10 protein-coding genes are annotated in these 12,971 nt (G+C 45.7%); 4 read left to right on the top strand and 6 right to left on the bottom strand.

What is annotated here, in order from left to right:
• Positions 1-196 precede the first annotated feature (196 nt).
• Together GTH32_RS05650 and GTH32_RS05645 are read left to right on the top strand one after the other, a co-directional pair.
• Entirely contained in the window at positions 197-1,117 is a 921-nt protein-coding gene (locus GTH32_RS05650; protein WP_163084266.1) for a haloalkane dehalogenase, read from the top strand.
• Between the two features lie 4 nt (positions 1,118-1,121).
• Positions 1,122-1,886, top strand: coding sequence for an SDR family NAD(P)-dependent oxidoreductase (locus tag GTH32_RS05645; protein ID WP_163084265.1), 765 nt, complete (start codon positions 1,122-1,124; stop codon positions 1,884-1,886).
• A gap of 640 nt (positions 1,887-2,526) precedes the next feature.
• On the opposite strand, the gene GTH32_RS05640 is transcribed toward GTH32_RS05645, so the two are convergent.
• The 4 genes from GTH32_RS05640 to GTH32_RS05625 are packed head-to-tail and all read right to left on the bottom strand — an operon-like array spanning position 2,527 to position 6,503.
• Positions 2,527-3,501, bottom strand: coding sequence for an NADPH:quinone oxidoreductase family protein (locus GTH32_RS05640; RefSeq protein WP_163084264.1), 975 nt, complete (start codon positions 3,499-3,501; stop codon positions 2,527-2,529).
• 41 nt (positions 3,502-3,542) lie between these two features.
• A complete protein-coding gene (locus tag GTH32_RS05635) occupies positions 3,543-4,583 on the bottom strand; it encodes a phosphotransferase (protein ID WP_163084263.1) in 1,041 nt (346 codons plus the stop codon).
• Between the two features lie 9 nt (positions 4,584-4,592).
• On the bottom strand, positions 4,593-5,807 hold the full coding sequence (locus GTH32_RS05630) for an acyl-CoA dehydrogenase family protein (protein ID WP_163084262.1): 1,215 nt from the start codon (positions 5,805-5,807) through the stop codon (positions 4,593-4,595).
• Between the two features lie 21 nt (positions 5,808-5,828).
• Positions 5,829-6,503, bottom strand: coding sequence for a histidine phosphatase family protein (locus tag GTH32_RS05625; protein ID WP_163084261.1), 675 nt, complete (start codon positions 6,501-6,503; stop codon positions 5,829-5,831).
• Positions 6,504-6,805: 302 nt separating this feature from the next.
• Here GTH32_RS05625 and GTH32_RS05620 point away from each other — a divergent pair, with 302 nt between their 5' ends.
• Positions 6,806-9,352, top strand: a complete 2,547-nt coding sequence (locus GTH32_RS05620) for a TonB-dependent receptor (RefSeq protein WP_163084260.1) — start codon at positions 6,806-6,808, stop codon at positions 9,350-9,352.
• Between the two features lie 62 nt (positions 9,353-9,414).
• Here the strand turns inward: GTH32_RS05620 and GTH32_RS05615 are convergent, their stop codons facing one another.
• Both GTH32_RS05615 and GTH32_RS05610 read right to left on the bottom strand, forming a co-directional pair.
• Entirely contained in the window at positions 9,415-10,389 is a 975-nt protein-coding gene (locus GTH32_RS05615; RefSeq protein ID WP_163084259.1) for an XdhC family protein, read from the bottom strand.
• 5 nt (positions 10,390-10,394) lie between these two features.
• Entirely contained in the window at positions 10,395-11,045 is a 651-nt protein-coding gene (locus GTH32_RS05610) for a DsbA family protein (protein WP_163084258.1), read from the bottom strand.
• Between the two features lie 376 nt (positions 11,046-11,421).
• On the opposite strand from GTH32_RS05610, the gene hemN reads away from it, so the two are divergent.
• The gene (hemN, locus tag GTH32_RS05605) at positions 11,422-12,783 is read left to right on the top strand and encodes an oxygen-independent coproporphyrinogen III oxidase (RefSeq protein ID WP_163084332.1); all 1,362 of its coding nucleotides are present in this window, start codon (positions 11,422-11,424) and stop codon (positions 12,781-12,783) included.
• Positions 12,784-12,971: the final 188 nt, after the last annotated feature.

Genomic DNA, 12,971 nt, shown 5'->3' with positions numbered 1-12,971 from the left:
TCATCCAAGTTTATTGGTGTTATAGACATTCATCAAAATATTGAATACTTAGAGTAAACCCTTAAATATAGCCGTATACCACGCTAAAGCCCGTTGTAACGGGGGTACGTGTAATTTGACAGGAACTAAAACGAGTGTTTTTGTTAATACACAGATGCGTAGAATTACATATTATTTACATTTAAGGGGTGCATGCATGCAGGTCATAAAAACTCCAGAAAGTGCATTTTCGTCACTTCACGATTTTCCTTATACGCCCCACTATGTTCAGGTTACTGATACCATAAGTTCCGAGTTATCGATGGCTTACTATCAGACAGGCTCACCCCATGGCCATACTGTGGTTTTATTGCACGGTGAGCCAACGTGGGCATACCTATACCGAAAAATGATGCCAGTGTTAGCAGAGGCAGGGTTTAATGTTTTGGTTCCTGATCTTATTGGGTTTGGACGATCAGATAAGCCTCTGCGCCAACAAGATTACACCTACGCACGACATCTTATTTGGCTAAAAGAATGGTTTAACCAAACCGTTACACAGCCCGCCACCATGTATTGCCAAGATTGGGGAGGCTTACTAGGCTTGCGCCTAGTGGCAGACATGCCCGATATGTTTAGTGGTGTAGTGGCGGCAAATACTGGTTTACCCACTGGCGATCATGCGCCAACCGACGCCTTTATAAAATGGCGGCGCTTTTCGCAGCAAGCGCCTGATTTTTGCGCCGCCAGTGTTGTTAAGAACGCGACTTGCACTGCGCTTTCTAAGGCCACCCTCGATGGGTATAACGCCCCATTTCCTAGCGAACAGTACAAAGCAGGAGCGCGGCGTTTTCCGCTACTTGTACCGGTAACATCTGACGATCCCCAATCGCAGGCAAATAGAGATGCGTGGACAGCATTGCAGCAGTTTGACAAACCCTTTATGACAGCCTTTAGCGATAGCGATCCCATCACTGCTGGGGGAGATAAGATAATGCATAAACTTATTCCTGGTTGTCAGAAGGCGCACCACACCACCGTGAAGAACGCGGGACATTTTTTACAAGAAGATAAAGGCGTTGAGATCGCCAAAAGTCTTATCAACTTTATTCAATCGAACACACTTATTAAGGGGTAACATCATGGATGCACTATTAGATTTCTCAACCAAAGTTGTATTGATAACGGGGGCGGGTAGCGGGTTTGGACGCTTACTCGCCCAAGGGCTAAGCCAACGCGGTGCTAAGCTTATCATTTCTGATATTAACGAAGATAATTTAGCAGCATGCCAGCTTGAATGCGAAGCGCACTCAGAGGTTGTATCGTTGGCCGGTAACATTGCGTTAGAAAGCGTAAATAAAGCCTTGGTCGAGCTTGCCCTTAGTCGCTTCGGCCGGCTTGATATTGCCGTTAACAACGCCGGCATTGCACATCAACCAGCGCCCATGCACGAAATGACTGAAGAAATAATAGATATGCAATTTGCGGTAAATGTAAAAGGGGTAATGTTTGGCATGAAATACCAGCTGCCTGCAATGTTGAATCAAAAAGAAGGTCATGTACTCAATGTCAGCTCTCTCGCCGGCCTTGGCGGCGCGCCAAAAGGCGGCGCCTATGCAGCTGCAAAGCACGCAGTAGCCGGCGTCACGCGCACTGCTGCTGTAGAATACGGGCGCAGAAATATACGCGTTAATGCGATATGCCCCTTCTATAGCCCCACAAATATCTTAAATGTGGATGGGTACAACACACCAGAAGCGCAACAACAGCTCGGCTCAGGTAGCCCGATGAAACGGTTGGCAGAGCCACAAGAAATTGTGAACACCATGATATTGATGTTATCTCCTGCAAACAGTTACATGAACGGCCAAACTATCGCAGTAGATGGCGGCGTAACGGCGTGGTAAAGGGTAAAAAATACTACGCAGCCTTAAAAAACCCACTTCGGTATTATTATTCATACCAAAGTATGATTTAGCATGTTTCCCACCCCCATCTATTTCGCTTTAATAGACTTGAACGAACACGAAACCGACGAACGAGGCGAGCTAACTCGCCTCTGCCGTCTTTCTAGCAACAAGCGAGAGAGTAATGAAACGCCAAACACATAACATTGTGATACTTAGTGCGCTTTCATGGGGTTTGTTGACAACAAGTACTGTACTGGCGGATGCCCAGCAAACAGCACTAAATAGGTCCAGTTCGGCGACTAAATTATCGCACACTTATCCAATAAAAAAGGTGCGCAGTTCCAACAACCAGCCTTCTACCTTACTCAAACGCCATATTTCATCTTCTTCAAAAGCGCTGCCGCAAACATCGGGTTCACGCCTTATTCATTCAGCGCTGCCCTATAGACTAACAAGTTCAAGTTAGTTTAATAGCAAAACCTGTTTTCCTCTGCCCTATTTCATTTTACGTGAGTAACCCCGCCGAATCGGTTTCAGGGGCTTTCATGCACATTTAAATACCGCTAAGAATATGTGAAAAAGCCTCGGCAATGGCTATAGCAGCACCGAGGCTTTATTTGTTGTACTGGGTTCGCGATTAAGGTGTTATTACCATTTTACCTTTTACTTCGCGGTTCATTACTTTGGCCATTGCTTTTGTAGCCTCATTAAGCGGTAGGGCTTCATCTACCACCACTTTCACTTTACCTTGTACATACCATGTAAGCAGCTCTTGCATGTTTTGGGCGAAACCTTTCGGGTCGTGCTGGGTAAATGACCCCCAGAAAACACCTACCACCGAGTACCCTTTTACCAGAGATAGATTCACAGGGAACTTAGGAATTTCACCACCTGCAAAACCCACTACGAGTAAACGTCCTTCCCAGGCCATGCTACGACTGCATGCGTGGAAAGTTTCCCCGCCCACACATTCATACACCACATCGGCCCCTTTCCCGCCGGTGGCCTGTTTCAACGCAGTTTTAAGGTCTTGCTCTTGATAATTGATGAGCACGTCAGCGCCGTATTCTTTGGCAAGGGCGAGTTTTTCATCGGTGGAACACACCGCAATCACCCGGGCCCCCATAATTTTACCAATTTGCACCGCAGCGAGGCCGGTTCCGCCAGCGGCACCGGTAACCACAAGCGTTTCACCTTCCTGTAATTTCGCGCGTTGCTTAAGAGCATGATGCGCGGTAGCATGAGCGGTAACTAACGCCGCGCCTTCTTTAACATCGATAGGATCTGGTAGCGGCATTACATGCGTAGCAGGAACCAGTACCTTTTCGGCATAGCCCCCCAAATTAGAAAGCGCTATAACCCTTTGGCCTACAGTAAGATGTGAGATCCCTTCGCCAACGTCGGCTACCGTACCGGCTACTTCGTTGCCAGGAATAAACGGAAAATCAGGCTTTAGTTGATATAAACCTTGTACCAGTAAGCCGTCAGGAAAATTAACCCCAGCTGCTTCGACATTGACAATAACGTGACCTGCTTTTAGGGTAGGATCGGCCACGTCTTTACAGGCTAAATTCTCAATAGGTCCAAATTCTTCACATACAATTGCTTTCATAGCCTCTCCTTTTAATGACCTAAACTAGGCGCCCACGCGCCTTAACCTTGTTGATAAATGGTTTTATTCGCAATTTGCGCCAATGGACGAACCATAGCACCAAGTTGCATTGCCTTTGCGCTTGACGCATTGCCTTCGTGCGCGCGTTTCACCACCCCCTGCACTATTGCAGCAAGGCGGAAAAAGCTAAAAGACAAATAGAATGTCCAGTGCTTAATTTCGCTGATATTTCGACGCTTACAGTACGCCTCTATGTACGCCTTTTCACTTGGAATACCTAATTCTTCTCTATTTAATCCACCTAGGCCCGCCGCGTGGGCAATGTCAGCGGGGAGCCGTAATTGCATACATTGATAGGCCAGGTCGGCATAAGGATGACCCAAGGTAGAGAGCTCCCAATCGAGCACCGCAACAACACTAGGACGCGCTTCATTACTCATATCAAACATCATATTATCGAGACGAAAATCGCCATGAACTAAAGATACTTGGCCATCATCTTCGGGCAAGTTTTGCTCTAAATAACCAATAAGTTGCTCAATTTCTTCGATATGTTCTAACTCTGAGGCGCGATATTGCTGGGTCCATCGACTTAGTTGACGGGAAAAATAATTGCCTGGCTTGCCGTAATCCGTCAAACCCGCCTTATCGATATCGACGCTATGTAGCGCGGCCAATACCCGGTTCATTTCATCGTACATTGCACCACGTACGGCGGGACGACTAACTTCAGGCAACGCGCTATTCCAAAATATGTCACCCTGTTCAAACGACATTATGTAAAACATGCTTCCAATAATATCGCTGTCTTTGCATAGGTGATACACATTTGGGACCGGTACATCAGTATCTTGTAGCGCCTCAATCACCCGGTACTCTCTGTCTACAGCATGGGCAGACTTCAACAGCTTACCGGGCGGTTGGCGGCGCAATACATACACACCAGAACTCGTTGAAAGTTTAAACGTAGGGTTAGATTGGCCGCCGCTAAATTTCTCTGCCTCTAACACCTCTCCTATCTGGGGGCACGCAGAAGCCAAATATGCATTTAAGGCGGTTAAATCGAGAGTATGAGTGGTCACATGAGCTCCTTATCCATTCGCTTCAGCAATTAGATTACGACCTAACTGCATCATATGTACTTGATCGGGGCCATCAGCCAATCGAATGGTGCGGGCATACGCATACATTGCCGATAACACGAAATCTTGACTTGTACCTGCTGCACCGTGCATTTGTATGGCTTCATCGATAACATTGCACGCCATAGTTGGCGCGACAATTTTAATAGCAGCGATGATATCCCTAGATACCTTATTACCGTATCTGTCCATTTTATCTGCCGCTTTGAGGGTGAGAAGGCGCGCTTGCTCTATCTCACAATGCATTTTTGCGATGCTTTCTCTTACTGACTGTTGCTTACTTAGCGGCTTACCAAACGCCACCCGCTGTTCTACCCGTTCGCATGCCATATCAAGGGCTCTTTGGGCACAGCCAATAAGTCGCATACAGTGATGGATACGACCAGGGCCTAGGCGTCCCTGCGCGATTTCAAACCCGCGCCCCTCACCTAATAACAAGTTACTAGCAGGCACTCGCACGTTATCGAATCGTACCTCAGCATGACCTATAGGCTCATCGAAATACCCCATCGCAGACATAGGACGGACGACAGTTACACCCTTAGTATCCATAGGAACCAATATTTGCGACTGCTGCTGATGGCGCGGCGCGTCAAAGTCGGTTTTACCCATCACCACCATGATTTTACAATTCTCATTCATCGCGCCGCTGGTGTACCACTTTGTGCCATTGATAACGTATTCATTGCCCTCACGGGTAATAGAGGTTTCGATATTGGTGGCATCACTTGATGCGACTGCCGGCTCGGTCATTGCAAAGGCTGAACGAATCTCTCCGTTTAATAAGGGTAATAGCCACGTGGCTTTTTGTTCTTCGTTGCCGTATTTAGCTAACACTTCCATATTGCCAGTATCAGGTGCGCTACAGTTAAAAATCTCTGCACTAAACAGCACGCGCCCCATTTCCTCGCACAATGGAGCGTACTCAGCGTTTGAAAGCCCTGCACCGTAAGGTTGATATTCTTCTGGTAAAAACAAATTCCAAAGACCGGCATCCCGCGCCCGTTGTTTGAGTGTGTTCATGAGTGCGGGTGTTTGCCAGCGATTTTCTGCATTTTCCACCGCATGAATATAATTTTTCTCTATGGGATACACTTCTTCCTGCATAAAGTTTTTTAGCTTAGCCAGTAAAGTCTGGGTTTTCTCATTGTATTCAAAGTTCATAATGGCCCCGTGTTAGCTGTATTAGCTATAGGTAATGGCGTGCAACCTGTCAATTACATCCAGGTGAGGAACGCTGTTGAAGTTATTTAGGTGTATTTTTGCCGTATTCGCAAAACACTGTGAAAAACTTGCATTACGTATTTGCAAGTTCATGTTGATAACCATAGGCGCATTAAAGCCCAGAATATGTTTTAACATCATTGCGATGGCGCCGCCTGAGCTAACGACCAAAATGCGTTGGGCCTTACTCTGCTGCAGGGTGCGTAGCATATCCCCTACCCTTTGCTCAAACCCCTGCCATGTTTCGTCAAGCTGTTGATGGGGTAACGTATCACTTGCCCACGCCAGCATGGCATTCTTTAATAGTCGATAAAAATCTGCAGGCGGAGCACCTTCCGCCACCGCTTCATCGGGGTTAATCGCTAGATAAGCTTTTGCCACCGCTTGAAAGTTAAATTCGTTTAAGTTGCTTGATGTAACCGCCTCAGGGAGGTAATTTAAGCCCTGTGCCACACCTTCTGCGGTTTCTTTATGGCGAACCATATCCCCGGTGTAAAGCGCATCAAACACTATATCTCTTTCACGAAAGTAATCGCCAAGCCAAACTGCCTGCTGCCTCCCAAGTTCACTAAGCTTGTCATAATTCGCTTTGCCAAATGACGCTTGGCCGTGTCGTACCAGATAAATGTCCGTCATACTGCGCTCTGATGTTATCAATATGTTAAGCATGGTAAGAAAAGTCATATCATAAGTTTAATTGATATTTTGAATGGGTATTCATCAAGATAAACTATGAAGCAACGCAATAAGAACACTGCCTCCAAAAAATGTATGGTAGCGACCCTTCGTTTTGCTGTATTTTCTGTAAGCACTATAAAGCGCATATAATCGAAAAAGCTGGCAATCGCCCAAACCCGTTAATAGTGATAGTTGTGTAGGCTGGGGCGCGAGCACGCAGTACGCTGGTGTGGCCGGTGTATTTAGATGAGAGAATATTAATGATTAAACGTGGCTTATCTATCCGTAACACATGTGCCTCTGCGCTATACGTACCAGGGCTACTATGTACGACAATGGCGTATGGGCAACAAAATGAGCTTGAACATATCGAAGTTCACGCGCAAAAAACCACCCAAAACTTGCAGGAAGTGCCAGTGGCGGTCACCGTTATATCATCACATGAGCTGGTTGAAACGGTAATTAAAGATGTTTTCGATTTACAAAACTACGTTCCTGCATTTAGCGCGTTTCAAAACCAAAGCGCGACAAACTCTAGTTTTTCTATCCGCGGAATAGGCACGTCGTCTCAAAATTTTGGCTTTGAACCATCTGTAGGGCTCTATGTAGATGGCGTTTATCGTTCTAGACAAAATGCACTTATAAACGATTTAGTGGATATTGCCGCCATTGAAGTACTCCGAGGGCCGCAAGGGACGCTATTTGGTAAAAATGCTGCCGCCGGAGCCATGACACTTACTTCGACCTTACCTACGTTTGGTGAAACAAATGGGTTTGTAGACCTACTGGCGGGTAACGATAGCCTCACGAGGCTTAGTGGCGGTGCTTCATTTACATTAGTTGATGATATTCTTGCAATGCGCGTATCGGGCTTTAGCACCCACAGCGATGGTTTCATCACCGAGCAAAACGCTAGCTCTACACTAAACAACAAAAACCGTTCAGGTGTAAAAATTCAGATGCTTTACCGGCCTATTGAAGACGTACAGGTAAGGGTAATAGCGGATTATGGTGAACTAGATGAGCGTTGCTGCGCCGCTTTGACGTTACAAAATAATATCGAGGCCAAAGAAATTTCTGGAAAATTCGGTACCGATGCTCTGTTACTGTCGCCCCCGTTTAATGCCACCATTTACGACAAATCTACGTTTTATGACTTTACTACTTCACTATCGCAACCGCCTCGCTCGCAAATGAAAGATAAAGGCATTTCTGCACAGCTAGATATAGCTTTCAGCTCAGCGTGGCGGGCCGTCAGTATTTCGGCCTATCGCTCTTTTGATAGCCTGGATGTAGTGGATACGGATTTTTCTGATGCAAATTTACTTACCGCCGCAAACGATGCGCGCCAACAGTCTTTTTCTCAAGAATTGCGCTTACATTACGATAGCGAAAATATGCGTGCGGTCGTGGGAGGCTATTACTTTAGCCAAAACTTAGATCTCGCATTTAACACTACCACGCAGTCAGACTTTAGCGCTTTCTTTTCATTCGCAGCGGCTGATTTATTGCCATTAGCACAGGCTATAAATCAATTAAGTGTAGCCACCAACGGATTAATTCAGCCAGCCGGCGACATGGCGCCAAGCAATACTGCATTTTTTCATAATGCCTACCAGCAGCAAGACAGTTTGGCCGTATTTGGCCAAATTGATTGGCTCCTGAGCCCAAAACTGACATTAACCACAGGCTTGCGGTACACCAAAGAAGATAAATCGATATTGGCCTCCTATCAAGAGCAAGGGCCCGGTATCGATGGCTTAGCAAAAGATAAAACACAGTGGCCGAATGTTGCTCAAGCACTATCAGGCCTTAATGAGATAAGTATTGCATTGCAAAGTGGTGGATTGCCAAGTCCGCAGGCAATCGCTGCAATTTCACCTTTTCAGGTACCGGGTTGGGGTTATTACTTTTTAGGCGCAGCTACCGTTTTGCCACGCCCTGATTTAGATGAAACACTTAAGGACAATCAGACCACAGGCACACTGAAACTCTCTTATCAACCCACCCGTAACCAGCTTATTTATGCCAGTATGGCAACCGGCTATAAAGCAGGCGGCACCAATACAGACCGTATCCCTCCCTCGTTTAGCCCGGTGTTTGACGCAGAAAAAGTACGCAGTGCAGAAATAGGCGTCAAACAGGATTGGCCAAACCACGGGGTGCGTGTGAATGTGGCCGCACACTACACCAACATCAGCGATTTTCAGGCGACCACCTTTGATGGAAATGGGTTTAATCTGCAAAACGCCGGTGATATATCGGTGAAAGGGCTAGAAGTTGAAGCCACGTGGCTGCTAACCCCCGACACTGATGTAACAATACTTGGCGCTCGTACGTTAGCAAGCTTCGATAGCTTCAAGCAAGGTACATGCTGGGTGGCGTATACATGGCACACGGGTAATGACGACCCTGGACGCGCTAGTGAGCAAGATCCTTTTTGCGCCAGAGATGGAGACCGGGTAGGATTTGAACCGCAAAATAGCGCAGCAATTACAGTTAATCATTCGGTTAATATTGCCGGTCTTGATACCCGCTTTAGTGCTGAGTATCAGTTTATCTCTGATGTATACCTAGATGACTCTAATGACCCGTATAAGTATTCCCCCGCCTACCGATTGATTAACGTGCGATGGAACGTACAAATAGTTGAATGGGATAGCGAATTAACATTGTGGGCACGTAACGTATTTGATGAAACATACATCGCACAAAGTGGCTTTGATGTACCAGTGCAGGCAGGGAAAATAATGGCGTATCCAGGGGCACCGAGAAGCTATGGTGTATCGCTAAGAAAGCGCTTTTAACCGATAGTTAGTGAGATGCCCTGCTTAGTATTAGCCCAAGCATGTCACCGACAACGCCCCTATTACACTGGACATTTCCCCGCCAATACACTGTGACATTGCGCGATAATAGACAGCGCAATGCTCTCGGGCAATTCACCACCAATATCAAAGCCAGCGGGGCTTGCGAAGTAGCCAGGTATATCGTTTTCGTTAACGCCTGCAAGCGCTAATATTTCCTCTTTTCTATGTTTTGGCCCTAACATAGCTAAGTAAGCTATATCGTGACGAGCAAGCACAGCTAACGCCTTGCTGTCTATTTCGCGGTGGTGGGACATAAGTATCGCCCCATCAACACGGTGCTCTGTCATATGTTCAGTAACAGCTTCAATATCGCTAGAAGCAATAATAAAGTTGGCACTGGCGAAATGTTCAGTTCGAGCCTGTGCAGGCCTTGGATCCCAAATACTTACTGTCCACCCTTGCAGTGCGGCCATCTTAGATACAAAGGTAGCATCGAACCCGCCCCCCACAATTAATAAGTGTGGTGGTGGCTGCAAAGCTACTCTGAGCGTAGCATTACCCTGCTCTTTTGTAAGCTGAGTACGACTGTTTACCGTAAAAGGCTCTATCTCGGATTTAAGCCCCTCGCTTAAGCACTGTGCCCATACGCAACGCGTGCCCTTAACGAGTGCATTGCAAACCTCATCAAGCTTTAAATAATGTGTGTCTCGGTTTATCGGCAAAAGCGCGAGATGCACCACCCCACCACAACCAACGCCAAGCTTAAAGGCAATGTCTTCTTCATCGTTATCGTCATAGGTAGCATGGCGTATTTGGCCATCTTGCATAACCCGCTGCGCCTTTCGATGAATATCTGACTCCAGACACCCGCCGCTTAGCACACCTAACTGATGGCCCGCATCACTAAATAACATCATGGCCCCCGCTTTACGATAACAAGAGCCTTCGGTTTTAAAAATGATACCTAAAACCCACTTATGCTTGTCTTTAAGAGGTTGCCAGCGGGTTAGAAGATGCATTACCTGGTTGCTCATTGAACTTACTCACCACTACCTTGTTGTTGCATGGCTTCACGGATGAATTGTGCTAACGTTTCAGGAGACTGAGCACCTGCGATGCCTTGATTGCCGATAACAAAAGTAGGCACGCTTTGTATGCCCCGTTGCATCCATAACTGGTCTTGCATGCGTACTTCCTCAGCGTAAGTTTGCTGTGCTAACGCTAGTTCCACCTCATTTTTTTCCAACCCTATTGAGACGGCTTCTTCCACTAACACTTTCGCATCACTTATGTCTTTTCGCTCGCTGAAAAAAGCTGCGAATAAACGAAGTTTCAGCGCCTCTTTTTTGTCTTTTAAACTAGCTAGATGTAATACTTGATGGGCATTGAATGTATTCACCATTTTCATGTCATCAAAGTAATCAAACGTAAATCCGAGTGACGCCCCAATATCGGTAAGCTGCTCTCGCGTTTGTTGACTTTGCGCTTCACTGGCACCATATTTTTCCATGATGTGCTCACGCAGATTTTGCCCTTCTTTAGGCATATTAGGGTTTAACTCAAAAGGGTGAAAATTCACCGTAGCATTAACCTCATCTAACATAAGGAGCGCTTGTTGTAACTTTTTGTACCCTACAATGCACCATGGACACACAACGTCTGAGACTATATCTATTGATACGTTTTTCACTGAATCTCCAGTGGCTAAGATAGCCTAATAATTGAGTTGCCTTTAATGTACTACAACCCTAAGAAACATGAACGTATGTTCAACAACGGTTATTGTAGGCATCACGTCCACCGCTTCAAGGCAGCAACAGGGTTTTGCAGACAAAGCGAAGAAGTTATCCGCTAGTTAACGTTTACACCTTTCGTGGTAGCTTAACTTTTATTCGAACAGGCCTACTTTTATACCGCGTATTAAATACGTTCAATGTCATAGTTAGTTTATTTAGCTTGCACCAGATCAATAAAGTGGACTGTGTAAACCCGTACACTGCTGTTAAGTGAACGAATACGCACGTATTCATGGTTTCTTTATGTCGAAGGTAGGCAACGAAAACATTATGACCACATTAGCGGTGAACACCACCATAACTAAATATGCACAGCAGGCCCCAAGGTATACATCGTATCCCACTGCGTTAAAATTCGACAATGTACGAGGCTCAATATTAGAAAAAGCCTCGACGCTATGCGGAGCTGACAATTTAAGTGTGTATATTCACATTCCGTTTTGTGAGCAACTTTGCTATTACTGCGGGTGCAATAAAGTGGTAACCCGGCATAATGAAAAAGCTGACGATTATCTTGAATATCTTGAGCAAGAAATTCGCACCAAGAAAACTTTGTATGAAGGAAAGAAGGTTGTTGCATTGCATTTAGGTGGGGGCTCACCTAGTTTTCTATCACGGGTTCAACACGCCTATTTAATATACTTATTACATAAATATTTCGATCTCGCCACGGATATTGAAATGTCTATTGAATTGGACCCCCGAAATACGACAAAAGCCTACTTGAGGCAGTTAGCAGAGCTTGGATTCAAGCGCGTAAGCTTTGGTGTACAAGATACGGATATCAACGTACAACAAGCAATAAATCGTGTGCAAAGTACCTCACACATTTCAGAACTCGTTTTTGAAGCAAAATCTATTGGGTTCGAGTCGGTTAATCTTGATCTCATCTATGGCTTACCAAAGCAGACTACTGCCACGTTTGCCAAAACGTTAATTGCGGCTAAAGCTATGACGCCCCATCGTATAGCCTTATTTAGTTACGCCCATTTGCCAAATCGCTTTGCAGCACAGCGAAAAATTGCGCAAGCGTGGCTTCCATCGGCGCAAGAGAAGGCCTTGTTGTATCAACAGGCCGTAGATGCGTTTTGCGACGCAGGTTACGCTATGATAGGCCTAGACCATTTCGCGAAGCCTACAGATAGCTTGTGCCTAGCCCAGCAAAAAGGTGAACTACACAGAAATTTTCAAGGCTACACCACGAAAGGCGATAGCGATTTATTAGGTTTAGGTGTGTCTGCCATAAGCACCATCGGCAATGCCTATGCGCAAAACCCCAAAGAGCTTAAACGTTATTATAACGCCATTAAGCGCGAAGAACCTTTGGCTGAACGAGGAATTTTACTCAGCCAAGATGACATAATACGACGTGATGTGATCATGACCTTAATGTGTAACCTTCAGTTAAATAAAACAACGATTGAGCAACGACATAAAATAAATTTTGATGCCTATTTCGCTGCAGAACTCTCCTCCCTTCAGCCTTTGTGCGAAGACAACTTGCTGCATATACATAAGGATATGATTGAAGTACCAAGTAGCGCGAGAATTTATATTAGAGCCATTTGCGCGAGGTTCGACGCCTACCTAAATAAAGAACACAAGGTGTTGGGGTATTCGAGTGCAATTTAGGTAGGAAAACGCCGTGGAGTGCCGGTGAATGGCTCTAGAGTAAAATTGTTAAAATGATTTAAACTATTTTTATCAGTGCTTTTGTCGATAGCGTTTAAATCAGTATTGATAAGCGTGTTCGTGATGACATTATAAACTGCTTCATTTGCAGGGCGTAATACAAGAAGTGATCAGCATGTATGATTCGC

The sequence above is a fragment of the Alteromonas profundi genome, from assembly GCF_010500865.1.
GTDB lineage: Bacteria > Pseudomonadota > Gammaproteobacteria > Enterobacterales > Alteromonadaceae > Alteromonas > Alteromonas profundi.
The sequence above is the reverse complement of the archived record's forward strand: the minus strand, read 5'-3'. Positions and strand labels throughout refer to the sequence as shown.